The sequence below is a fragment of the Marinomonas shanghaiensis genome (genome assembly GCF_003259175.1).
In the GTDB taxonomy this organism is placed as follows: domain Bacteria; phylum Pseudomonadota; class Gammaproteobacteria; order Pseudomonadales; family Marinomonadaceae; genus Marinomonas; species Marinomonas shanghaiensis.
On record NZ_QGOK01000006.1, the window covers coordinates 64681 to 87840 of the forward strand.

Genomic DNA, 23160 nt, shown 5'->3' on the forward strand with positions numbered 1-23160 from the left:
ATGGTATTCCTGTATACTTGGTCAGTTTTGAGTGTGTTAGATAATTTAGGGTACGTTTTTATTAGGGGTCGATTATGTCGTTGTCCGTTATTCAAAGGATTTTATTTGGCTTTGGTGTTTTGTTGTTACTTCTGTTGTTGATCGCTGCATCGGGTTTTGTTGGCATTCAGAAGATTGAAGACAGATTAAACGTAGTGACTGGAGAAGTTGCGGATATTTCTTCCATTAGCAATACCCTTAAAGAGGATGTGAGCTTAGCGAACGCGGCCGTTTTACAGTATTTATTGAGTAAGACGCCTGATTCTTTGGAGGATTTATCCGCACGTTTTGTGAAACATAAACAAGAATTCAGTGATATTTCACAGCAATTGTCCGTGCAATTGAGTGCGCTTCCTCAGATGAAGCAGGCGCTTGACAGTATTAATGTCGAAGTGGCGCGTTTTTTTGGTTACACCGATGTGGCTTTTTCGAATCATAAGACCATGTTGGAACTTCAGGCGGTGGTGCCAGATGAAAAGCTGGATCTTAAAGACGCGATTAATTTTGCAGCGGAAGACTTGGCGATACTGGTGACAGATGGCGATACCTCTGAAATTCAGTTTGCGGCTTCTTATATGCACAGCCAAATAGAAAGCCTACAAGTGTCTGTAAATGATTACTTCGATGTACGTAGTTTGGCTAAGATGCAGGAATTACGCGACGCCATGGCGTCTATTATTACCAGTTTGAAGGACAAGCAGTCGTACTTGAATGACGACAACATCAAGGGTTTAGTCAGTGAAATAGAAACCAGTGTGATGTCGGACGATGGCGTGGTTGCAAAATTTTATGAAAATGCACGCCTAACACAAGAATCTGAAGTATTAGCCAAGCAATTATCAGACAGCATGGAGTTGGTAAATGTGTCTGTGCAAAAATTGCTATCGGAAGCGTCATCAATGGGCAATCAAGCCAAAGCCGAAGCGACGGACGCCGCCTCATTGTCTACCTTGATCATCAGTATTGTCTTGGTGATTTCTATTGTGATCGCAGTGCTGGTGGCTCTTTGGGTTAGTCGCAGTATTCGTTTGCCGCTAAAAGAAGTCATGAACGTGCTGGGGAAAATTTCGGATGGCGATTTCACTCAGCGTAGTGCGGTGAAAACAAAAGATGAATTCGGTGAGTTGTCCTCTTGGGTCAACAGTCTCGTTGCTAAGTTGCAAAGTGTTATGATGGAAATCGATCAGGCTTCCAACAAAGTCGCGGATTCTGCCGGTAATAACGTTCGTTTAGCAAGTGATTCAAAACGCTTGATGGTTACTCAAAATGAGCGAACAACCGAGGTGGCATCGTCTATGTCAGAAATGGTGGCCACGGTGGATCAGGTGGCGAAAAGCTCGGAAGTTATTTTGCATCAAATCCAGTCAGTGGACCAAAGAGCCAATCAAAATCGTGACCAAATGGATGCGAGCATCGAGAAAATTGAATGCCTTCTTGAACAGATAGAAGCGTCGACGGTGGTCGTGAATCAGTTGGATGAGCATTCGAAAAGTATCGATCGGATTTTAGATGTCATTCAGGAAATTGCGGAGCAGACTAATTTGTTGGCGCTCAATGCCGCAATAGAAGCGGCTCGTGCTGGCGAGCAGGGGCGTGGCTTTGCCGTGGTTGCTGATGAGGTTCGTACTTTGGCGACACGGACTCACCATTCAACTGAAGAAATACAGCAAGTGATTATCCAGCTACAACAAGGCGTAACGAAAACGGTCGGCAGCATGGAAACCAGCCGTCAAAGTGCCAATTCCAGTGTTGAGGAAGTACGTTCAGTTGGGGTGTCGTTGGCCGAATTGCAAAGCAGCATGGCAGAGATTCGAGATTTAAGTACCCAAATCGCTACCGCTGCGGAAGAGCAGTCTGCGGTTGCTCAAGAGATTAAACAGAATGTGTTAGACATATCGGTTATGTCTGAGCAAGCCTCTTTAGGGGCGGATCAAAGTGAGAGAGACAGTCAGGGGTTGTCCAAGTTAGCTTCTCATCAAAAAGACTTACTCAGTCAATTTAAGATTGTTTGATGGTGTTTTTTAGATAGGTTGCGTTAATATTGAGGTATCTTAATTCTCTGGAGATAAAGTCTATGTCGATTCTTGTTGGTGATATGTTGCCTCATGGTACGTTTCAAGTAATGGGAGAAGAAGGTCCTGAAACCCTTGATGTGATCGAATTCTTTGCGGGGAAAACCGTGTTGATGTTTGCTGTACCGGGCGCCTTTACTCCAACGTGCAGTGCCAGCCATTTACCTGGCTTTGTGGTGCATTATGATGCGTTAAAAGAGAAAGGGATAGACGACATTGTGTGCCTCTCTGTGAATGATGTTTTCGTGATGAATGCTTGGGGGAAAGCGAATAATGCCGAGCATCTTATTATGGCCGCTGATGGTTTGGCTGAGTTTACCTGCTCTATGGGATTAGAACTGGACATCTCTGCGGCGAAAATGGGCATTCGCAGTCGTCGTTACGCCATGTTGGTATCAAATGGTATCGTTCAACAGCTTTGGTTGGACGCCCCAGGAGAATATAAAGTGAGTTCTGCTGAGTATGTTTTGTCTCAGCTATAACATGACGGATTAACTTCTTTGAATAATCATAAAAAACGACGCTGTGTGCGTCGTTTTTTGTCTCTGATTTTACTGGTTTATGATTGTCAGGCAGTATTAGTAGCCAAACAGCTGAGGTAAAAAGGTAACGGTAGTCGGGACAAAGGTGATTAATATTAGCACCGCTAATTCCACTAAAAAGAGTGGCATGATTTGTCTGGAAATCGCTGCGATGCCGACATTCGCAATCGAATTGGACACGAACAAACAGATTCCCATTGGCGGTGTGACTAGCCCGATCATCAGGTTAAAAATCACCACGATACCAAAATGCACAGGATCGATACCAAGGCTCATGGCGATAGGGTGAAGGATCGGAAGCAATATCAGCATGGCCGCTATCCCTTCAAGAAAGAGACCAACAATCAATAAAATCACGTTCACTAGGATTAAGAACATCCACGGGCTGGAAACATGCTCAAGTACCATTTGACTCACCGTTTGCGGCACCCTGGAAAAGGTGAGTAACCAGTTTGCAGCAGCGACGACGGCAATCACGATCAGTATCACAGAAGAGTCACGCATGGCTCGAATAAAAATGCGTGGAAGGTCCGATACTTTTAAGCTTTTTAGAATAAACATGCCTGCAAGTAAGGCGTAAGCAGCGGCAAAAGCGGCGGCTTCTGTTGGTGTTACAATGCCCGTTAGAATTGAGCCAACAATAAAAACCGGCATAAAAAGCGGAATCCACGCATCAACGAAGGCTTTCCAGCGTTCTCCCATAGAGAGTTTGGCTTTGAGTGGTGCGTAATGACCGGCGAAAAAATAAACGTAAATAGACAGGCCCACGGCCAAAAAAAGCCCTGGTGTGACCCCTGCGAGGAACAGAGCAGGGACAGAAACACCGGTGGTGATCAAAGCATAAATAATCACGGGAATGCTCGGTGGAATCATTGGCCCAATAACAGACGATGCCGCGGTGAGTGCCGCAGCAAAAGCACGTGGGTAGCCTTCTTTTTCCATGGTTGGAATAAATACACGTCCAAGAGCGGATGTGTCGGCAACAGCGGAACCAGACAAGCCTGCAAAAATCACCGATGCCCAGATGTTCACATGAGCAAGGCCCGCTTTCAAATGACCAACCAGCGCGTTAGCAAAATTAATAATACGACTAGTAATGCCGCTTTCGTTCATCAATTCACCGGCTAGAACAAACAGAGGGATCGCCAAAATAGAAAAGGAATCCAAACCACTGAAAATACGCTGAGCGACCAAACTAATGTTAAAGGGTAAGGTATAAACATGGCCAACAACGCCGAGTAAAATAGCAAAAGCGATAGGGCTACCAATCACTAAAAGAACAATAAGAATCCCGATACCTAACATGATTATTGTCCTTCCGATACGGTTTTAGGTTGGATATATTGAGTCAGTCTGATGAGTGCTGCGAGTACCAAGCATACGCCGCCAATGACCATTGCTACTTGAAAGTAATACATTTGAATGCCTGTACCGGGCGCTTCTATCGCGCCGCGTTTCATCATGAATAAATAACCGGAATAGGCAATTACCCCACCACTTATTAGCGCGATGATGTCGGAAATAAAGTGCAGTAAATGACGAATTTTGGCGGACACCATGTCCTCTAGAAAGGTAAAGCGAATATGAATGCCTTCTAAGTAGCACAATGCCATGCCAAACATGGTGCCGTAGATCATGGCATATTTCGCGACTTCTTCACTCCATTGAATGGGGGCGTTAAATAGGTAACGACTCAGGCTACTGACTAACACAACGCCAAAAATAACCAATAGAGAGGAGCCAGTTAAAATAGCAAGAATTTTTTTATAGAGGCGCTTCATGGTGAGCTTTCCGAGTGATGACAAAGGGCAGATAACCAAAAGCCAGTGCTTTTGGTTATCTGGTTTCAACATATAAACTTATTGCGAGTTGCTAACGACTTGTACCGACATTTGAACACGTTCAATCCATTCTGGCTGCACTTCGCCTTTCAACCAGTTGATAACAGCAGGCTGCGCTACTTCACGGAACTTAGCCATTTGATCGGGCGTTGGTGTGGTGATTTGCATGCCATTTGCAGCAAGCGATTTTAAGCCTTTTGCTGAGTTAAATTGCTGAACGGCACGGCCTAACACGCCCGCAACTTTTGCCGCTCTGTCAATGATGGCGCGATCTTCATCGCTTAAAGATTGATACACATCTTCATTGATTAATAAGAAGTCAGTGCCGTAAACGTGACCGTCTAACGTCAGGTATTTTTGGAACTCATAGAATTTGTTTGCTTCGATAACACTGACAGGGTTTTCTTGTCCGTCAACGACGCCAGTGGTTAACGCCGATGGGACTTCAGGCCATGCAATCGGGGTAGGCTCTGCGCCCATGGCTTTTACCATTTCCACGTATAAAGGCAGAGTTTGAACGCGAATTTTTAAACCACTCAAATCTTTTGGTTCTGCCACAGGACGTTTCGAGTTGGTGAAGTTACGGAAGCCCGTTTCACCATAGGCAAGAGTACGTAGTCCGCTTGCTTTTAAGCAATGCTCAGACAAGGCTTTACCAAATTCACCGTCCAGAACTTCCCAGGCCACAGGCGCCGATGGAAACAGATAAGGAATCTCAAGCACCGCGGCTTCTTTACACACTTTAGCGAAGGCGCCAGACACCATGGCCATACTCAATGTGCCTTCTTGAGTCGATTGTACAAGGTCTGTTTCACCGCCAAGTTGACCAGAAGGGTAGACATTGACTTCAATGCGGCCACCGGATTCGGCTTCTACTAGGTTTTTGAAGACTTCTGTTGCCGCGCCTTTTTTGGACGTTGTCCAATCTTGAGGATCAACATGACCAATGGTTAACGTTAGATCTGCTGCGCTTACACTACTGACTGCGCCAGCGGCCAGTAAACCAAGAGTGATTTTTTTTGTTAGATTCATTTTTACGTCTCCAAGCTTAGGATCTCGAGTATCCCAATCGTATTATTTTTGTATTTTCTACCTGACTTCTTAATTCGGTAGGCTGTTCGGTATGGCTGATTTAACATGGTTAAGCACTTAAATAATATAGGATCATTTTAAAAGTACCCTATATTTTTTCTTTCAGTCGCACAACGTCCATGACGTTACTTAGGTTTGGATCTCTATTCTGGGGTTGGGCTGTTGTCGACCTAGTTTGCTGAGCTAAGTATCCAAAATGTCGTAAATTTTATATTTTTAGAAATGAATTTTTAATACCTGTTGTATATCAAAAAAGGAATACGAAGTTCATATCAAAACGATTTTTTCCAAAAAAACCATATATATCAAACGCATAATGTGGTTTTTTTATCAATCTAAGTGAGAAGTAGAAAAGATAGGAGCAAAATAATTCGCTTAAATGAATGAGCGTTTGTCTTGTTTTAGAAGTGAGCTATCTCAAAATGCAATACCCTTTCGGCTAAATTGAAATAGCCAACTTGTCTGTAGATAAAGAATACTCTTAAGCAATTATCATCGAATGACTGTACAAATATAGCGGGTAAGCGACAGACAACGTTGGCGTTTACGCTTTTATTTTGCAGTGATTATCTTCCATAAAAACAGCGTCTTAAATAAGAATAGAGAGAAGCAACATGATTATAGATTGCCATGGACACTATACAACCACGCCACCGGGTGTGGGAGAATACCGCGATAAACAAAAAGCACAAGTGGCGAAAGACCCTGCTTTTGTGGGAGAAAAAGGCAAAGTAGTGGTGTCAGATGACGAGATTCGCGACAGCATTATTAATAACCAGTTACGTTTACAGCAAGAGCGCGGCACCGATTTAACGATTTTCTCTCCTCGTGCCAGCTGGATGGGGCACCATATTGGTAATGAATACACTAGCCAGTATTGGACAGAGCATCAGAACGACCTTATTCGCCGCGTGTGTGACCTTTTTCCTGAAAACTTTGCGCCTGTCGCACAATTGCCACAATCTCCTGGTGTTGATCCTGGTAAGTCAGTTGCTGAGATCGTGCGTACTGTCGAAGAAATGGGCTTTATCGGTATTAACCTGAACCCTGATCCAAGTGGTGGTTACTGGCAAGACAAGTCTTTGGCGGATCGTTCTTTCTATCCTATCTATGAAAAAATGTGCGAATACGACATCCCTGCGATGATCCACGTGAGTGCCGCTTGTAATGATTGTTTCCACACCACGGGATCGCATTACCTTGGCGCTGACACAACAGGCTTCCAACAATTGATGATGTCGGATGTGTTTAAAGATTTCCCAGATCTAAAAATTATTATTCCTCATGGTGGTGGCGCTGTGCCTTATCACTGGGGACGGTTCCGTGGTATGGCGCAAGATCAAGGCTTTGATTTGGCTGAACGCGTTCTCAACAATATTTATTTTGATACCTGTGTTTATCATCAGCGCGGTATCGATCTATTACTCGACATTATTCCAACGAAGAACATCTTGTTTGCTTCTGAAATGATCGGCGCAGTACGTGGTATTGATCCTGAAACCGGCCATTATTTTGATGACACGAAACGTTACATCGATAACAACACTGTGTTATCCGCTGAGCAAAAACAAGCTATCTTTGAAGGGAATGCTCGTCGCGTCTTTTCAAGATTAAAAGCCTAAGTTTATCGATTTAAAGGAAAGTATCATGCGAAATAATGTCGTTGTACAACATATTGAACGTGCCGATCAGGCCGTCATAGAGGGATTGGCAAAATGTGGTGTAGCCACCATTCATGAATCTCAAGGTCGTGTTGGCTTGCTTGCCCACTACATGCGTCCTATTCAAATGGACAAAACCATTGCGGGTTCAGCGATCACCATTTCAGGTGCGGCAGGCGATAACTGGATGATGCACGTGGCGATTGAACAGTGCAAAGCGGGTGATGTGATGGTGTTTGCTCCTACATCACCTTCAAATCACGGTTTCTTTGGCGATTTGCTGGCTACATCGGCGCAGTCTCGTGGTGTGGTTGGCTTGGTTATCGACGGTGGCGTTCGTGATACGCGTGATTTGCGTCAAATGAATTTCCCTGTATGGTCAAAAGCTGTCTTTGCGGAAGGCACGATCAAAGAAACCGTTGGCTCTGTAAACGTGCCGATCGTTTGCGCAGATGCCTTGGTGAATCCTGGCGATGTGATTGTCGCAGATGATGATGGCGTGGTGGTTGTGCGTCGTGAAAATGCCGCGGAAGTGTTGGAATTAGCTTGTAAGCGCATGGCCAATGAAGAAGCAAAACGTGTGCGTATGGCCAACGGTGAATTGGGCTTGGATATTTATGAAATGCGCCCTCGCTTAGCAGAAAAAGGCTTGAAATATGTCTAAACAGGCAGGCGTTATAAAAAGTGCGCCCTGTATGTGGATGCGTGGTGGCACCTCAAAAGGAGCTTACTTCTTAGCCGAAGATTTACCGACGGATGTGGATGCGCGTGCGCAGTTTTTATTGCGCGTGATGGGGTCACCAGATGAGCGTCAAATCGATGGCATTGGTGGTGCCGATCCATTGGCTTCAAAAGTCGCTGTGGTGAAAAAGTCTGACCGTGATGACGCCGATGTGGACTACTTATTTTTGCAGGTGTTTGTGGATCAGGCCATTGTCACCGATGCGCAAAACTGCGGCAACATTCTAGCAGGCATTGCTCCCTTTGCGATTGAGCGTGGTTTGGTTGTGGCGGAAGAAGGCGAAACCTCCGTACGTATTTTCATGGAGAATACAGGACAAATCGCGGTGGCGCGTGTCGCTATAAAAGACGGCGAAGTGCAATACGAAGGCGATGCTCGTATTGATGGTGTGCCTGGTTTCTCGGCCGCCGTGCCAATTGTGTTCCAAGATACCGCTGGATCAAGCTGTGGTGCCTTGTTACCAACGGGGAATGTGGTTGATGTGATTGATGGTGTGGAAGTCACCTGCATCGACAACGGTATGCCCGTGGTGATTATACGTGCTGCGGACATGGGTATTACGGGAACAGAATCCCGTGAAGCGCTTGAAGCCAACGATGAACTGCGCGCCAAGCTAGAATCCATTCGCTTGCAAGTGGGTCCTATGATGAACCTGGGTGACGTGAAAGACAAATCTGTGCCTAAAATGACCATGGTGAGCGCAGCGACGAACGGCGGTGCGATTTCCACGCGTACTTTTATTCCTCATCGTTGCCATGCTTCGATCGGTGTGTTGGGGGCGGTGAGTGTGGCAACGGCGGCGGTTCTAAAAGGCTCTCCGGCAAATGAAGTGGCACGTTATGAACCAAGCGCGCGTATGACCTTGGATGTAGAGCATCCTATTGGGTCGATGACGGTGATTTTAGATCAAGATGAAAATGGCGATGTTGGCTCTGCCGCCATTTTACGGACGGCAAGAAAGCTATTTGATGGGCAAGTGTTTGCGCACAGCAACGGCCTATAGTTGTCTTTTCTTTTAATGATATAACGACGGGTCGAATAGTTTGATCGGTTAAATAAAACGAATAATAAAACAGGTATTTGAACATGATGGACAAAGATTATATTCCATTTCACGCTAACCCAAGCGTGCCTACGTTTAAAGCGCCAGCGGGTGCGGTAGATGCGCATTGTCACGTTTTTGGTCCAGCGGATAAATTTCCCTATCATCCAAAACGTAAATACACGCCTTGCGACGCGTCTAAAGAGCAATTGTTTGCTTTGCGTGATCATTTGGGGTTTTCGCGTAATGTGATTGTTCAAGCCTCTTGTCACAGTACCGATAACTCGGCCTTAGTGGATGCCTTGGAAACGGCGGGTGATTTAGCGCGTGGTGTCGCGTTTGTTGATGATTCTATTACTCACGAAGAAATCGAAAAAATGCACGCTGTGGGTGTCCGCGGAGTGCGTTTTAATTTTGTCAAACGCCTTGTGGACAGCACGCCAAAAGAGGTGTTTTTCTCGATTGCGGATAAGATTCGTCCTTTTGGTTGGCACATTGTTGTGTATTTTGAAGCGGCGGATCTAGAAGACTTGATTCCCTTTCTAAAAGAATTGAATACAACGATTGTGGTTGATCATATGGGCACACCGAATGTGGCCAATGGCGTAGATCATCCTGATTTCCAACGCTTTGTTCACTTCATGGCGGACAATGACAATGTATGGTGTAAGGTCAGTTGCCCTGAGCGTTTGACACAACATGCGCCAGATTATTCAGATGTCTATCCTTTTGCTCGTACCTTGGTAGAAAAGTTCTCTGATCGTGTCTTATGGGGAACGGACTGGCCGCACCCTAACATGAAAGTAGAAGCGCCAAATGATGGGCACCTTGTGGATGTGATTCCCCATATCGCGCCAACAAAAGAACTACAGCAAGCGTTGTTGGTGGATAACCCAATGCGCCTGTATTGGAAATAATCCAAACATCGCTGAAAAGTATAAAAATAGAGGTTACCAATATGGCTAGTAACTATACAGATCGACAGTTTCAAGGGACGTACCTTTTTGATGGCCAAATGGCCAAAAAAGGCTATGGCTTAAATAAGATGTGTTATTCGTTTAATGATCAAGCCGCGCGTGACGAATTTAATGCAGATCCAGAAGCCTATTGCGAAAAATTCAAACTCACACAAGCGCAAAAAGAAGCGATTCGTAGCCGAGATGTGATTGGGCTTTTGCGTGAAGGTGGCAGTATTTACTATTTGGCAAAATTTACCGGATTGTTAAAGCTAAATATGCAGGATATTGGTGGTTTGCAAACGGGCATGACCACGGATGAATTTAAAGCGATGTTAGAAAGAAACGGGCGAGGAGAAGTCTAATGGCAAACATTATTGGTGCAATAACGACGTCTCATATCCCAGCGATTGCGAACGCAATGGCAAACGGATTGGAGCAAACGCCATACTGGAAGCCGTTTTTTGATGGTTATCCGCCAGTACGGGATTGGTTAAATGAGAAAAAGCCTGACGTCATCATTCTTTTTTATAACGATCATGGTTTGGAGTTCTTCATCGACAAGAAACCGACCTTTGCTATGGGCGTTGCGGACGAGTATTACAATTCGGATGAAGGCTGGGGCATTCCGACGATTCCACCTGTGACAGGGGAATCTGATTTGTCTTGGCACATTGCCAACAGCCTTGTCGACGAAGGCTTTGACATGACGATTTGCCAAGAAATGAAGGTTGATCACGGTTTAACCGTGCCGCTGAACCTTATGTGGCCGGGTCATCAATACGGTCACGTAAAAGTGATTCCAGTGTGCATTAACTGCGAGCAATATCCCATGCCACAACCTTGGCGTACCTTTGAGCTAGGCAAAGCCATCGGCCGAGCGGTAGCGTCGTACGAAAAAGATCTTAATGTGGTGGTGTTTGGTACGGGCGGTATGTCTCATCAATTGGATGGTGAACGCGCAGGCTTTATCAACCGTGCCTTTGATTTAGATTGTTTAGATAAGTTAGTGTCAGATCCAGAAGCTCTGACAAAATACACGAACATTGATCTTGTCGAGCAGGGCGGAGCACAAGCTGTTGAACTGAACATGCTGATAGCAATGCGCGGTACCTTATTGGGTAAAGTGACGGAACTGCATCGTAATTACCATGCGCCGATTTCGAATACAGGCTCAGGTTTGATGCTGTTAGAGCATGAAATGCCTAAATAAATTGGTGCTCATGCACGATGATAAAAGATCCGCCGCCTTCATTTTTTAGACTGCGGGTCTTTTCATCCTTCGATTTATATCAGTTTATTTACTGTGTTCGAAACATGCATCGCGCCTTTCAAAATTTCGTCTATGATGCCTGAGGCGTCTTCTATTAATTGAGCACTTTCCGCTGAATGTTCATTTACCTTGCTCATGCTGGTTTTGGCTTGGCGTGTCAAATTGCTATTCTCTTTCACCATGTCCTCAATTTCGGTGGTCGATTTGCTGGTACGAGAGGCCAGTGTGCGAACCTCATCAGCAACCACTGCGAAGCCTCTACCATGTTCGCCGGCACGAGCGGCCTCTATCGCCGCGTTTAGAGCCAATAAATTGGTTTGGTCCGCTATCGATCCTATGGTGGTGACGATTTTGGCGATTTTTTCTGATTGAACGTTTAATTGTTCTATCAAATTCTCTGCTGTTTGGACTTCGGTGATTATCTGTTTGGATGATGTGGTTGTCTGCTGCAGAATACTCGCACCTTTTTTGGATGCATCAGCTGTTTCTACCGATGTCGTATAGGCCACATTTGCAGCCTCTCGTGTTGCTAATCCAGTATTTACTCGTTGAGTAATGTCTGACGCTACCTTTAATATTTTGACTACCTTGCCGGTATCGTCATAAATAGGGTTGTAGCTGGCTTCTAGCCAAATGGTTTTCTTTTGCTTATTGATACGTTCAAAACGGCCCGTTTTAAATTCACCCCTTGCTAGTTCTTGCCAGAACTGGGGGTGTTTCTGATAAAAGTCGTCTTTACAGAACTGTCTGTGATGCTGTCCAGCAATGTCTTTTACTGATTGAAAACCCATGGTCGTCAGAAAGTTTTGGTTAGCGGTAATGATCGTACCATCGGGTTTGAATTCAATCATGGCATTAGATCGATTGATTGCATTGTAAACGGCTTGTTGACTATCTGCGTGATGTTTTGCCTCTGTCACATCGGAAGCAATCTTCATGATTTTGACGACTTTGCCATCGACTTTAACGGGAAAGTAAGTGGCCTCTATCCACAGGTCCGATCCGTCTTTTCTTTTGCGCAAAAAGGTGCCTTGTTGGCAGCTCCCTGATGCGAGTGTTGGCCAAAATTGTTTGTATTCTTGACTAGTGGAAATCGCCTCTGGGCAGAGCATAGCGTGGTGTTTGCCTTGGATTTGATCCAGTGAGTAACCCACAGCATTAAGAAATAATGAATTGGCATCGAGTATGGTGCCATCCGGAAGAAAATAGATGGTGGCACAGAATGCGGTAATGGCCTGAATTAACGCGTCATTTTCAGACGTCTCGACGCGGCCATTGTCGATGTTTTTTTTTCCGAAGAACATAGTGACTTTCCTTTTCGGCATGACACTTTTGTACGATGAACAGAGTGTTTAGCGAGGCCAAATAATGCCTCTTAATAGATGAGTGGATAATAAGTATCTTTTGTGACCTTGTCTGTGGGGAAAGAGTCTTGAAGTGGTAATTTTATGTTACTTTAAGGATGTTCCTTTCTTATATCGTCGGATTTTTATGCTCTTTTGGTCGGCAAATTTGCCGACATTCGAGAGAACATATGCTCAAACTGGCCAATGTTTTGTTGAATGTAATCTATAAAAGAACGCATGGTTGGTGTTGGGTGGCGTCCTTGTGGGTGAACTAAGCACCAGGATCGACGCAAAGGAAAGTCTTTGATGGGGACTTCGACTAGTGTGCCAAGGGTGAGCTCAGACAAAATGCCCAATTTTGGCAAGACCGCGACACCTAGACCCGCAATAACGGCGTGTTTGATGGCATCATTGGAGCCTATTTCCATGCCTGCTTGTAGGCGAATACGTTGTTTTTGGCAGTGTAATTCGAGTGCTAAGCGACTACCAGAACCCGCTTCGCGAAGCAGTAAATTGTGTTCTAAAAAGGCGTTTAATGATATGTCTTCTAGAGTGAGAATAGGGTGGTTTTGTGGTACGACAGCAATCAGCTCATTGTTCAAAAAAGGTATGCTAAACATAGGCTTATCGTTTGGTACTAATCCCATAATAGCCAATTCATCACGATTGTCATTAAGCCGCTCAATAGCGGAGGCTCGATTCATGATTTTTACTTCTATCGTGACGTTGGGATGCAAGCTCGTATAAGCTCTGAGCAGATAGGGCACTATATGTTGTGCTGTACTGACTGCAACTAGGTTTAATTCACCTGATATCATGCCTGTTTCAGCAGATAGATCCTCTTGAAAGCCTTGTATTTCATCAAACATGGCGTGAATGCATTTCGCTAATCGCTTGGCCGTCGCTGTGCTGTATAACTGGCGTCCAACGTATTCAAACAATGGTTGTCCAAGTGCGTGTTCAAGTTGTCGTATTTGTTGACTAACGGCTGGTTGAGTCAATCCCAACATGTCGCCAGCGCGACTGTAGCTGTTTAATTCATATACGCTTTTAAAGACTTGTAATTGTCTAAAAGTCAGTCGGTTAATTAAACCTTGTATGTTTTGAGGCATTGTTTTTGTTTCCTCTCGCTATTATCCATAAGCTATAGCTTATACATGGATGTCGAAATATCAATTTTTACTTTGGTTAATCTTTGAGTAGTCTGAATAAACAGAGACATTTGCATAACGACTCTGCCCATAAGGTGGTGTGCAGGTCTTTTCTAATAACAAAGGAGTGACTCATGTTGAAAAAAGTGTTGATTGCTAACCGAGGTGAAATTGCGGTTCGTATCATTCGCGCTTGTGCGGAGGCGGGGATTCGCTCTGTGGCGATATTTACGGAGCCTGACCGATATGCCTTGCATGTCAAACGCGCGGACGAGTCTTACTCGTTGGGCGATGATCCATTAGCAGGGTATTTAGATCCTTTGCGTCTCGTCAACTTAGCCATAGAAACGGGTTGTGACGCCATTCACCCAGGTTATGGTTTTTTGTCTGAGAACGCGCGTTTTGCTGAATTGTGTGAGCAAAAAGGGGTGGCTTTTATTGGGCCTCATTCTTCTGTTATTCACAAAATGGGGGATAAAACTCAAGCCCGTGACAGTATGCGTGCAGCGGGCATTCCTGTCACGCCAGGCTCTGAAGGGAATTTAGCGAACCTGGATGAAGCATTAAGTTTGGCTGGGAAAATTGGTTATCCAGTGATGATCAAGGCAACCTCTGGCGGTGGTGGTCGAGGCATTCGACGTTGCGATACGCCAGCAGAATTAACCGCGCAATACCCTCGTGTTATTTCTGAAGCCACCAAAGCGTTTGGTTCTGCGGAAGTGTTTTTAGAAAAGTGCATTGTCGATCCTTGTCATATTGAGGTGCAGATATTGGCGGATTCGCAAGGCAATGCGGTGCATTTGTTTGAGCGCGATTGTTCGATTCAGCGTCGTAATCAAAAACTGATCGAAATTGCCCCCAGCCCCCAGCTGACTCCGGAACAACGTCAGTATATTTGCGATCTTGCAGTGCGAGCCGCCAAAGCGGTGGATTACGTCAACGCCGGTACGGTGGAGTTTTTATTGTCTGGCAACGAAGTGTATTTCATGGAAATGAATACCCGTGTTCAGGTTGAGCACACGATTACGGAGCAAATTACTGGTGTCGATATTGTCCGTGAGCAGCTGCGTGTTGCTGCCGGTTTGCCCCTTAGTTTCCGTCAAGAAGACATTCATTATCGTGGTTATGCGATGCAATTTCGTATCAACGCGGAAGACCCTAAGAACGATTTTTTACCCAGCTTTGGCCGTATTACTCACTACTACGCACCGGGCGGACCAGGGGTGCGTGTGGATACCGCGATTTATACGGGTTACGAGATTCCGCCTTACTTTGATTCCATGTGTTTGAAGCTGGTGGTGTGGGCATTGACTTGGGATGAGATGGTGGCGCGTGGTCGCCGAGCTATTGACGATATGCGTTTGCATGGCATCAAAACCACGGCGAATTATTATCAGCAAATTCTGAAACACCCAGATTTCATCAAAGGCAAGTTCAATACAGGGTTCGTGCCAGCGCACCCTGAGTTATTAAATTATTCCGTTAGACGCCATCCAAGCGATATCGCTTTGGTGTTAGCCGCCGCTATTGCAGCGCATGTTGGTCGATAATCCGCAGGAGGAAGGAAAATGAGTCAAGTTAAACAAAAAATACAAGTGACAGATGTGACCTTGCGCGATGCACACCAATCGCTAATTGCCACTCGTATGCGTACGGAAGACATGTTGCCGATCTGTGAGAAACTGGATCAAGTGGGGTTTTGGTCTTTGGAAGTATGGGGTGGCGCAACCTTTGATGCTTGCGTGCGCTTTTTGAAAGAAGACCCTTGGGAGCGTTTGCGTCAATTGCGTGCGGCTTTGCCTAATACCCGTTTGCAAATGTTGTTGCGTGGTCAAAACCTATTGGGTTATCGCCATTATGCCGATGATGTGGTGGAAGCCTTTGTGCAAAAGGCGGCCGATAACGGCATTGATGTGTTCCGTGTGTTCGATGCGCTAAACGATCTGCGCAATATTGAAACCGCGATGAAAGCGGTGAAAAAAGCTGGTAAACATGCGCAAGGCACGATTTGTTATACGACCAGTCCTGTGCACACACTCGCTTTGTTTGTCGAGCAAGCCAAAGCCATGCAAGCCATGGGGGCAGATTCTATTGCGATCAAGGACATGGCTGGGTTGTTAACGCCTTATGCGACTTATGATCTGGTGAAAGCCATCAAAGCCGCGGTTGACTTACCTTTAGTCGTACACAGCCACTCCACTTCTGGTTTGGCGCCATTGTGTCAGCTGAAAGCCATTGAAGCGGGGGCAGATAGAATCGATACGGCTATTTCTTCTTTTGGTGGCGGAACCAGTCATCCAGCCACCGAGTCCCAAGTGGCGGCATTAAAAGATACCGAGTATGACACGGGTTTGGATTTGGCTTTGTTGTCAGAGATTGCCGACTACTTCCGCGATGTGCGTAAAAAGTATCATCAATTTGAAAGTGAATTTACGCGTGAAGATGTGTCTGTACAGATCAACCAAGTCCCGGGCGGCATGATGTCCAACTTGGCGAATCAATTAAAAGAGCAAAATGCCCTAGACAAGATTCGTGAGGTGTTTGCCGAGATTCCTCGTGTGCGTGCTGACTTAGGTTATCCGCCATTGGTGACGCCAACCTCGCAAATCGTTGGTACACAGGCGGTTTATAACGTCTTGGCAGGCCAGCGTTATAAAACCATTACCAATGAAGTGAAGCGTTATTTATTGGGCGGTTATGGCCAACCGCCAGCGGCAGTGAATCCTGATGTACAGAAAAAAGCCATTGGTAATGAATCGGTTAATGACGCTCGCCCAGCGGATTCTTTGTCGCCAGAGCTTTATAAGTTGCGCAATGATATCGGCGAGTTAGCAAAATCCGAAGAAGACGTACTGACCTTTGCTATGTTCCCAGAGTTAGGTCGTGAATTTTTACAGCAACGTGCCGATGGCACCTTGGTTCCAGAAGTCTTACTACCGCCAGAACAAGCAGGCCAAGGCGCATCAGCGGGTGGCTTGGCTACTGAATTCAAGATTGATGTACATGGTGAAGTCTATAACGTTGAAATCACGGGCGTAGGCGACTTTGGTGTTGGCAAGCGCAAATTGTACTTGTCTTTGGATGGTATGCCAGAAGAAGTGGTATTTGAATCACTGAATGAATACGTGTCTGATGGTGGCTCAGGTCGGTCTCGTGCGACAGCGCCTGGCCATGTCAGTGCGGCGATGCCTGGTAATATCATTGATGTCTTAGTGAAAGAAGGTGATACGGTCACCGCGGGACAAGCTGTGCTCGTCACAGAGGCCATGAAGATGGAAACCGAAGTGCATGCCAATGTGGCGGGTACGGTAAAAGGGGTTTTTGTTAAGAAAGGCGACCGAGTCACACCGGGTGAAATGCTGATTGAGATTGTGTAAATCGAAGCACGGTTGATGCTTTTTGAACGGATCTAAACAAAAGCCCCTTTGTCATGTTCATTTTGAAGTGCAACGGGGCTTTTTATTAGCATGGTTTGCTGCGATTAAAATTCTTCTGTGTCTATTTCGGCTTGTTGGGCCGCGGTATAGCGTGTGCCATGGACATTATGCTGATTAATCATCTCATCTAGCAGGCTGACCTGTTTGGCATCCAGCTTTAATTGCGCGGACTCAAAATTGTCTCTCATATGATTAACCGAACGAGTGCCCGGAATAGGGACAATATTTTTATCTTTTGCAATAAGCCAAGCCAAAGCCAGTTGCGATGGTGTGCAACCGATGTCTTTGGCAAGAGCAAAGTAGTCGTTTAACAATGCCAAATTGTTAGGATAATGCTCAGCGTTGAAACGAGGCATGTTGTTACGAATATCTTTGGCTTCTAATTCAGTAACGTTTTTAAGTGTGCCCGTTAAAAAGCCACGCGCCAATGGGCTGAAAGCAACAAAGGTAATACCCAGTTTCTTACAGGCTTCTAACACGGCAATTTCTGGATTGCGTGTCCATAAAGAATATTCGGATTGAATCGCGGTAATTGGGAATTCATTGTGAGCTCGAGTTAAGGTGTCAGCGGACACTTCGGATAAACCGACAGCGCCTATTTTGCCTTCTTTGACTAACTCGCCCAGAGCACCTGCGCTTTCTTCAATGGGGACATTGAAGTCGCGGCGGTGTAAATAATACAAATCAATATGGTCTGTTTGCAGGCGCTTTAAACTGGCTTCACATTGTTGGCGAATGTTTTCTGGTCGGCCGTTAATCTCTTTTTTGCCATCCACCATCGCCATGCCGCATTTGCTGGCAAGGAAGAATTCATCACGACGATCTTTAAGGGCTTTACCGACCAAAAGTTCGTTATTGCCGCCGCCATAAAGCGTTGCAGTATCAAAATGGCGATAGCCCATTTCAAAGGCTTGATGAAGAGCCTTGATGGCTTGTTCTTCTGCCACAGGTGAGCCATAGGCATGGGATAAATTCATGCAACCTAAACCTATGGTTGGATTGGCTAAGTAAGCGTGTTTTGACATAACAATATCCTTAATAAAACAGGGAGCCGAAGCTCCCCATTTGAGTGTTGTTGAGTCACTGTAAAGTATTGTCACTTTAGAGCATTCGGATTTAGTCTTCTAGACATTCTTCTAAACGGTGTAGCGTTTCCATGGCTTCAATCGCTTGAGTGACACACGCATTTGGCGCGCGGCCTTCTTGAATCGCCGCAATGAACTCACGATCTTGTAGTTCAATACCATTGTTTGACACTGCGACGCCAGATAGATCAATCTTGTTCTCGCTACCATCAAATAGGTCGTCATAACGGGCGATATAAGTGCCATTATCGCAAATGTAACGGAAGAAAGTACCGAATGGACCGTCATTATTGAAGGACAAAGACAATGTACAGATTGCACCATTAGGCACCTTCATACCAATACTCATGTCCATGGCAATGCCAAGTTCAGGATGGATAGGGCCTTGTAGCGCTTGTACTTTACTCGCCGTTTCGCCTGTTTGGTATTGGAACAAATCCACTGTGTGGCAAGCATGATGCCATAGTAGATGGTCGGTCCAAGAGCGCGCTTGGCCTAGGGCATTTTTGTTGGAACGACGGAAGAAATAGGTTTGTACGTCCATTTGTTGAACCGTCAATTCGCCAGCCATGATTTTGTTGTGGATCCACTGATGGGATGGATTAAAACGGCGAGTATGACCTGCCATGGCAACTAGGCCGGTTTTCTTTTGCACTTCGACCACTTTACGGGCGTCTTCGATGTTGTCTGCCATAGGGATTTCAGACATTACATGCTTGCCAGCTTCAAGACACTGAATAGTTTGTGCTGCGTGCATTTGAGTGGGGGTCGCTAGGATAACGGCATCCACGTCGTCACGAGCCAAGCTTTCTGCTAGATCTGTGGTGTAGTGAGGAACACCGCGTTGTTCTGCAAAGGCTTTAATCGCATCGATCTTTGTGCCAACGACAGAAACGACTTCTGCGCCTTCGATCGCCGCAATGGCGTCCATGTGTTTCATGCCAAAAGCGCCTGATGCACCAGCGATACAAATTCTCATTAGTCTACTCCTAAAAGTGCGAGTGTTTATTTTAAGGGCACAATAAGATTACCCAATACATTCGTAGCAAATCTAGCATTCGCGATCTAATGGGGATAATCCATAAACCGCATAAGCCATTCATTTTTTGCAATCTATCCTTATGAAGGATTAGCGAAAGTGTTCAGATATTTCTCGTAACAGACTGAGGAAGTGTGATTGAGTGACGGTTGGAAGCCAGCTTTTTCGCACACAAAGTCCGATTGGTCGGCGAGTATGCTCCAGCGGAAAGTCGATAACATTGAGCAATTCAATATTAATTTCTCGCTCCACTTGATGTGCCGATATGAGAGTTAATCGATCGCTTTCGATCAAGAGTTCACGAATCAGTATCTGTGAGCTGGACTCAACCAATCGCGTTGGTAAAGCCATTCCTGCGTCTTTGAAAATGTCTTCGAAGGCTTGTCGAGTGGGCGTGCCTTTGGCGGGAACGACCCAGGCAAACTTGGCAAGATCTTCTGCGCTAATGTGTTTTTTGCTCATTAAAGGATGATCTTTACGAGCCACAACGGATAAAGGAGGTGCCCATAATTCTTCTTGAACCACGTCTTCAGCGGGTGTTGGGTGGCGCAACGCGCCTAAGATAATATCGATATCACCTTGGCGTAGGTGATGCAGTAAGTCGGCATAGGGGCCTTCGGTAACATTGATGTTAACGTCAGGATGGCGCTCGTTAAATTGTAAAATGGACTTAGGCAAAATAGTCATACGCGCCAAAGGCATACTGCCAATGGTGATGGTACTGACATCTTTAAATTGTAAGGCGTTGATCTCGTAAATGCCTTGGCGTAGTTCGCTAAAGGCAAGTTTGGTGGCTTTTGCTAAGGTTTGCGCCGCTTTAGTGGCGTTCGTTCCTAGGCTGTTTTTTTCAAACAATACCACCCCAAGTAAGCGTTCCAGGTCTCGTGCGGCACGATGCACGGATGATTGGGAAACCGCTAAGTTGCGGCTGGCAATGCTGAAGTTTTGCGCTTCGCTTACGGCAATCAAGGCTCTTAGTTGCGTTGTGCTGATTAAAGCCACGAGATTTTTTTGCACACGTTCTTTTGGTGTGTTGTCTTTGACGATTTCGAGTGTGGCGTTTTGGATATGATGGATGGCTCGGCTAACGCGTTTTTGCCATACCTCGCCAGAAGGAGTGGGATACATACCATCGGAATGGCGCTCAAATAGAGTGGCACCTAATAATCCCTCTAATTTAGCGATGGCTTGGGTAATCGCAGGCTGCGATAAGAAGATGGTTTCAGAAGCACGGGTAATGCTTTTTAGTTCTGCTACCGCGAGAAAGACACGCAAATGTCGTAGGTTGGGAATTGCGATCTCCATAAGACCTCCTTATTATTTTTAATAGACTATATCAAAAACGAATACCAAAGGAATCAAAATGAAGGATTAATTCGCCATTTTTTCCTATATATGGCGAAATCAGTACGGCTTAATTAAATTTTACGTTCTATTTTTTAAATAGGGAAACTTAGATTTAGATCAAGGTTTGTACTGCTCGTTTGTTCTTATACTCGCCACTAATGGGGCTTTATGCCATTGCTTAAAATGATAGGAGAGTGAGGTAACAGAATGAGTCAAATGAGTCAGATTCCGGGCAATATTATGTTTGATGGGCCCATGGCCACAAAAGGCTATCCTCTTAATAAAATGTGTTATTCCTTTAATCATGCTGCCGCAAGAGCCGAGTTTTTAGCGGATGAAGAAGGCTATTGTGACAAATTTCGTTTAACAGCAGAGCAAAAACAAGCAGTAAAAGAGCGAGATGTGATTGCTATGCTTGAAGCGGGCGGCAGTATTTATTATTTAGCGAAATTTGCTGGAATCTTAGGATTAAATGTCCAAGACGTTGGCGGCTTACAGACTGGCATGACAACCGATGAATTCAAAGCATTTTTAGTCAAGCAGGGAGAAAAATAATGGCGACAATACTGGGCGGTATCGCCACATCTCATATTCCTGCTATTGGTGTCGCCATGGACAAAGGTCTTGAGCAAACGCCTTATTGGAAAGATTTCTTTGACGCTTATCCGCCGGTACGAGAATGGCTCTACGCGCAAGAACCTGACATTGCCGTTATTTTTTATAATGACCACGGGTTAGAGTTTTTTCATGATCGTAAACCGACGTTTGCGATTGGCGCGGCGGCTCAGTATGAGAATGCCGATGAAGGCTGGGGGATTGCTGAAATTCCACCTGTAACGGGTGAAACTGAGTTGTCTTGGCACATTGTTAATCAATTGATCGAGCACGAGTTTGATGTCACTGTTTGCCAAGAGATGAAAGTCGACCACGGACTGACAGTGCCTTTGACGCTTATGTGGCCGGGCCACCGATATGGTCATATTAAAGTGATTCCGATCGCGATTAACTGTGAACGTCATCCTATGCCAAAACCCAGTCGCTGTTTTGATTTTGGTAAGGCTATTGGTGACGCTATCCGCTCTTTTTCTGGCCATCAGAAAGTGGTGGTATTTGGGACTGGAGGGTTGTCGCATCAGTTGGATGGTCAGCGAGCTGGCTTTATTAATAAAGCGTTTGACCAATATTGCATGGAAAAAATAGTGGATGAACCGGAAGCGCTTACCAAATTCACTAATTTTGACTTGGTTGAACAAGCCGGTTCTCAAGGTGTTGAACTCAATATGTGGCTGGCGATGCGTGGTGCGCTGCAAGGAAAATTAACCGAGCTGCATCGCAGTTATCATTTACCTATTTCAAATACGGGGGCTGGTTTGCAATTATTGGCAACCAAGGACGCCGTTTAAAAGTGGTTATTTTGATATAATTTTTCTAATCAAAATACATGTCAAATTGTCATACAACAAATCATGAGTTTTGGTATACGCTTCTTCTATCTTTGATAAAGGAAGCGTTTTTTTCCTTTATGACTCAATTCTGAAGGTTATGACATTCCTTTTTGGAATATGTTGGAGGCAATTACAATGTTACATTTAGGTCTTATCGGTCAGGCGATTGCCGCTTCTCGATCTCCCTCTTTACACATGATGTTAGGTGAACTAAAACAGTTGCCTGTGGATTACCAATTGCAAGTGCCAGAAGACGATAGCGCTGAATCTTTTCATGCCAAATTGGCTGAAATTCGTGCCTTGGGGTTTGTTGGTACGAACGTCACCTTTCCTTACAAGCAAATTGCCATCGACAGTGCAGACGAAGTGAACGACGCAGTAAAAAAAGTGGGTGCCAGTAATACCTTGCTATTAAAAGATGGCAAAGTGTGTGCGTTTAACACCGACTACACGGGGTTTATTCGCGGCTATAAGGGGCGAGTGGGCGATTTACCCGCAGGCAAAGTACTGATGATTGGCGCTGGTGGTGTGGGCCGAGCGATTGGCTTTGCCTTGTTTGAAGTGGGAGCCACAGAGGTGTGGGTCACCGATTTGAGTGAAAGTAGCGCACAGTCTTTGGTCGATGCCATCAATGATGCAGGTTATAAAGCACGTGTTGTTGCCAAAGAGGAGATTGCTGAAGCCGCTGTACAGGTTGACGGATTGGTAAATTGTACGCCTGTCGGTCATTTGAAAAGTCCAGGTATGCCGTTGGCGGCGGAGTTGATTCAAGGTCAAAAGTGGGCATTTGATGCGGTTTACACCCCAATGGATACGGAGTTTTTGGTAGAAGCCAATAAAAAAGGTCTGCAAATAGTGTCTGGCTTTGATTTGTTTTTCTATCAAGGTATCGATGCTTTTGAGATTTTTACCGGACAAAAAGTCACGGATGTAAAGCCTGTATGGGATCAGTTCCGTGAAAAATACGATGTGGTTAGCTCGTTGATTTAGTTCTCGTCATTTCATAAAGTGAACAACCTAAAAAAGGCGCCAAAGGGCGTCTTTTCGTTT

The 23160-nt window shown here is 45.3% G+C and carries 21 protein-coding genes; 13 read left to right on the forward strand and 8 right to left on the reverse strand.

From position 1 onward, the window contains the following. Positions 1-74 precede the first annotated feature (74 nt). Positions 75-2051, forward strand: a complete 1977-nt coding sequence (locus tag DKT73_RS06105) for a methyl-accepting chemotaxis protein (protein ID WP_111637693.1) — start codon at positions 75-77, stop codon at positions 2049-2051. 62 nt (positions 2052-2113) lie between these two features. Then, the gene (locus DKT73_RS06110; RefSeq protein ID WP_111637694.1) at positions 2114-2593 is read left to right on the forward strand and encodes a peroxiredoxin; all 480 of its coding nucleotides are present in this window, start codon (positions 2114-2116) and stop codon (positions 2591-2593) included. 96 nt (positions 2594-2689) lie between these two features. Here DKT73_RS06110 and DKT73_RS06115 read toward each other — a convergent pair whose 3' ends face one another. The 3 genes from DKT73_RS06115 to DKT73_RS06125 are packed head-to-tail and all read right to left on the reverse strand — an operon-like array spanning position 2690 to position 5526. Continuing rightward, positions 2690-3958 (reverse strand): TRAP transporter large permease, encoded by a 1269-nt coding sequence (locus tag DKT73_RS06115; protein WP_198666556.1) that lies wholly within the window; start codon positions 3956-3958, stop codon positions 2690-2692. Between the two features lie 2 nt (positions 3959-3960). Next, entirely contained in the window at positions 3961-4506 is a 546-nt protein-coding gene (locus tag DKT73_RS06120) for a TRAP transporter small permease (protein ID WP_232827800.1), read from the reverse strand. A gap of 6 nt (positions 4507-4512) precedes the next feature. Then, positions 4513-5526 (reverse strand): DctP family TRAP transporter solute-binding subunit, encoded by a 1014-nt coding sequence (locus tag DKT73_RS06125; RefSeq protein WP_111637697.1) that lies wholly within the window; start codon positions 5524-5526, stop codon positions 4513-4515. Between the two features lie 674 nt (positions 5527-6200). On the opposite strand from DKT73_RS06125, the gene DKT73_RS06130 reads away from it, so the two are divergent. From DKT73_RS06130 to DKT73_RS06155, 6 genes are all read left to right on the forward strand, one after another. Continuing rightward, a complete protein-coding gene (locus DKT73_RS06130) occupies positions 6201-7208 on the forward strand; it encodes an amidohydrolase family protein (RefSeq protein ID WP_111637698.1) in 1008 nt (335 codons plus the stop codon). A gap of 25 nt (positions 7209-7233) precedes the next feature. Further along, entirely contained in the window at positions 7234-7911 is a 678-nt protein-coding gene (locus DKT73_RS06135; RefSeq protein WP_111637699.1) for a 4-carboxy-4-hydroxy-2-oxoadipate aldolase/oxaloacetate decarboxylase, read from the forward strand. After that, a complete protein-coding gene (locus DKT73_RS06140) occupies positions 7904-8992 on the forward strand; it encodes a 4-oxalomesaconate tautomerase (RefSeq protein ID WP_111637700.1) in 1089 nt (362 codons plus the stop codon). The genes DKT73_RS06135 and DKT73_RS06140 overlap by 8 nt, the downstream gene beginning before the upstream one ends. Before the next feature lie 83 nt (positions 8993-9075). Next, the gene (locus DKT73_RS06145; protein WP_111637701.1) at positions 9076-9948 is read left to right on the forward strand and encodes an amidohydrolase family protein; all 873 of its coding nucleotides are present in this window, start codon (positions 9076-9078) and stop codon (positions 9946-9948) included. A gap of 41 nt (positions 9949-9989) precedes the next feature. Continuing rightward, positions 9990-10352: a protocatechuate 4,5-dioxygenase subunit alpha gene (locus DKT73_RS06150; protein ID WP_111637702.1), complete on the forward strand. Its 363-nt coding sequence runs from the start codon at positions 9990-9992 to the stop codon at positions 10350-10352. After that, positions 10352-11200 (forward strand): class III extradiol dioxygenase family protein, encoded by an 849-nt coding sequence (locus DKT73_RS06155; protein ID WP_111637703.1) that lies wholly within the window; start codon positions 10352-10354, stop codon positions 11198-11200. Before DKT73_RS06150 ends, DKT73_RS06155 begins: the two co-directional genes overlap by 1 nt. 74 nt (positions 11201-11274) lie before the next feature. Here DKT73_RS06155 and DKT73_RS06160 read toward each other — a convergent pair whose 3' ends face one another. Both DKT73_RS06160 and DKT73_RS06165 read right to left on the reverse strand, forming a co-directional pair. After that, positions 11275-12564 (reverse strand): methyl-accepting chemotaxis protein, encoded by a 1290-nt coding sequence (locus tag DKT73_RS06160; protein ID WP_111637704.1) that lies wholly within the window; start codon positions 12562-12564, stop codon positions 11275-11277. 185 nt (positions 12565-12749) lie between these two features. Beyond that, positions 12750-13718 (reverse strand): LysR family transcriptional regulator, encoded by a 969-nt coding sequence (locus DKT73_RS06165; RefSeq protein ID WP_111637705.1) that lies wholly within the window; start codon positions 13716-13718, stop codon positions 12750-12752. A gap of 173 nt (positions 13719-13891) precedes the next feature. Between DKT73_RS06165 and DKT73_RS06170 the strand changes: the two genes are divergently transcribed. Beyond that, complete coding sequence (locus DKT73_RS06170; RefSeq protein WP_111637706.1) at positions 13892-15307, forward strand: acetyl-CoA carboxylase biotin carboxylase subunit; 1416 nt, start codon at positions 13892-13894, stop codon at positions 15305-15307. An 18-nt stretch (positions 15308-15325) separates the two neighbouring features. Beyond that, on the forward strand, positions 15326-17134 hold the full coding sequence (gene oadA / locus DKT73_RS06175) for a sodium-extruding oxaloacetate decarboxylase subunit alpha (protein WP_111637707.1): 1809 nt from the start codon (positions 15326-15328) through the stop codon (positions 17132-17134). A gap of 104 nt (positions 17135-17238) precedes the next feature. Here oadA and DKT73_RS06180 read toward each other — a convergent pair whose 3' ends face one another. The 3 genes from DKT73_RS06180 to DKT73_RS06190 form a co-directional block, all read right to left on the reverse strand. Further along, positions 17239-18219 (reverse strand): aldo/keto reductase, encoded by a 981-nt coding sequence (locus tag DKT73_RS06180; protein ID WP_111637708.1) that lies wholly within the window; start codon positions 18217-18219, stop codon positions 17239-17241. Between the two features lie 91 nt (positions 18220-18310). Further along, positions 18311-19258 carry a Gfo/Idh/MocA family oxidoreductase gene (locus DKT73_RS06185; protein WP_111637709.1) on the reverse strand — a complete coding sequence of 316 codons (948 nt, stop codon included), beginning with the start codon at positions 19256-19258 and terminating at the stop codon, positions 18311-18313. Between the two features lie 150 nt (positions 19259-19408). After that, entirely contained in the window at positions 19409-20623 is a 1215-nt protein-coding gene (locus tag DKT73_RS06190; RefSeq protein ID WP_111637710.1) for a LysR family transcriptional regulator, read from the reverse strand. Positions 20624-20872: 249 nt separating this feature from the next. On the opposite strand from DKT73_RS06190, the gene DKT73_RS06195 reads away from it, so the two are divergent. From DKT73_RS06195 to DKT73_RS06205, 3 genes are all read left to right on the forward strand, one after another. Next, the gene (locus DKT73_RS06195) at positions 20873-21220 is read left to right on the forward strand and encodes a protocatechuate 4,5-dioxygenase subunit alpha (protein WP_111637711.1); all 348 of its coding nucleotides are present in this window, start codon (positions 20873-20875) and stop codon (positions 21218-21220) included. Next, positions 21220-22068 carry a class III extradiol dioxygenase family protein gene (locus DKT73_RS06200; RefSeq protein ID WP_111637712.1) on the forward strand — a complete coding sequence of 283 codons (849 nt, stop codon included), beginning with the start codon at positions 21220-21222 and terminating at the stop codon, positions 22066-22068. Before DKT73_RS06195 ends, DKT73_RS06200 begins: the two co-directional genes overlap by 1 nt. A gap of 177 nt (positions 22069-22245) precedes the next feature. After that, entirely contained in the window at positions 22246-23100 is an 855-nt protein-coding gene (locus DKT73_RS06205) for a shikimate dehydrogenase family protein (RefSeq protein WP_111637713.1), read from the forward strand. The last annotated feature ends 60 nt before the right edge of the window (positions 23101-23160 follow it).

What these genes read in the sequence shown, in the direction of transcription:
- DKT73_RS06105 (WP_111637693.1), top strand. Translation starts at nt 75, where the DNA reads ATGTCGTTGTCCGTTATTCAAAGGATTTTATTTGGCTTTGGTGTTTTG.
- DKT73_RS06110 (WP_111637694.1), top strand. Translation starts at nt 2,114, where the DNA reads ATGTCGATTCTTGTTGGTGATATGTTGCCTCATGGTACGTTTCAAGTA.
- DKT73_RS06115 (WP_198666556.1), bottom strand. Translation starts at nt 3,958, where the DNA reads ATGTTAGGTATCGGGATTCTTATTGTTCTTTTAGTGATTGGTAGCCCT.
- DKT73_RS06120 (WP_232827800.1), bottom strand. Translation starts at nt 4,506, where the DNA reads ATGTTGAAACCAGATAACCAAAAGCACTGGCTTTTGGTTATCTGCCCT.
- DKT73_RS06125 (WP_111637697.1), bottom strand. Translation starts at nt 5,526, where the DNA reads ATGAATCTAACAAAAAAAATCACTCTTGGTTTACTGGCCGCTGGCGCA.
- DKT73_RS06130 (WP_111637698.1), top strand. Translation starts at nt 6,201, where the DNA reads ATGATTATAGATTGCCATGGACACTATACAACCACGCCACCGGGTGTG.
- DKT73_RS06135 (WP_111637699.1), top strand. Translation starts at nt 7,234, where the DNA reads ATGCGAAATAATGTCGTTGTACAACATATTGAACGTGCCGATCAGGCC.
- DKT73_RS06140 (WP_111637700.1), top strand. Translation starts at nt 7,904, where the DNA reads ATGTCTAAACAGGCAGGCGTTATAAAAAGTGCGCCCTGTATGTGGATG.
- DKT73_RS06145 (WP_111637701.1), top strand. Translation starts at nt 9,076, where the DNA reads ATGATGGACAAAGATTATATTCCATTTCACGCTAACCCAAGCGTGCCT.
- DKT73_RS06150 (WP_111637702.1), top strand. Translation starts at nt 9,990, where the DNA reads ATGGCTAGTAACTATACAGATCGACAGTTTCAAGGGACGTACCTTTTT.
- DKT73_RS06155 (WP_111637703.1), top strand. Translation starts at nt 10,352, where the DNA reads ATGGCAAACATTATTGGTGCAATAACGACGTCTCATATCCCAGCGATT.
- DKT73_RS06160 (WP_111637704.1), bottom strand. Translation starts at nt 12,564, where the DNA reads ATGTTCTTCGGAAAAAAAAACATCGACAATGGCCGCGTCGAGACGTCT.
- DKT73_RS06165 (WP_111637705.1), bottom strand. Translation starts at nt 13,718, where the DNA reads ATGCCTCAAAACATACAAGGTTTAATTAACCGACTGACTTTTAGACAA.
- DKT73_RS06170 (WP_111637706.1), top strand. Translation starts at nt 13,892, where the DNA reads ATGTTGAAAAAAGTGTTGATTGCTAACCGAGGTGAAATTGCGGTTCGT.
- oadA (WP_111637707.1), top strand. Translation starts at nt 15,326, where the DNA reads ATGAGTCAAGTTAAACAAAAAATACAAGTGACAGATGTGACCTTGCGC.
- DKT73_RS06180 (WP_111637708.1), bottom strand. Translation starts at nt 18,219, where the DNA reads ATGTCAAAACACGCTTACTTAGCCAATCCAACCATAGGTTTAGGTTGC.
- DKT73_RS06185 (WP_111637709.1), bottom strand. Translation starts at nt 19,258, where the DNA reads ATGAGAATTTGTATCGCTGGTGCATCAGGCGCTTTTGGCATGAAACAC.
- DKT73_RS06190 (WP_111637710.1), bottom strand. Translation starts at nt 20,623, where the DNA reads ATGGAGATCGCAATTCCCAACCTACGACATTTGCGTGTCTTTCTCGCG.
- DKT73_RS06195 (WP_111637711.1), top strand. Translation starts at nt 20,873, where the DNA reads ATGAGTCAAATGAGTCAGATTCCGGGCAATATTATGTTTGATGGGCCC.
- DKT73_RS06200 (WP_111637712.1), top strand. Translation starts at nt 21,220, where the DNA reads ATGGCGACAATACTGGGCGGTATCGCCACATCTCATATTCCTGCTATT.
- DKT73_RS06205 (WP_111637713.1), top strand. Translation starts at nt 22,246, where the DNA reads ATGTTACATTTAGGTCTTATCGGTCAGGCGATTGCCGCTTCTCGATCT.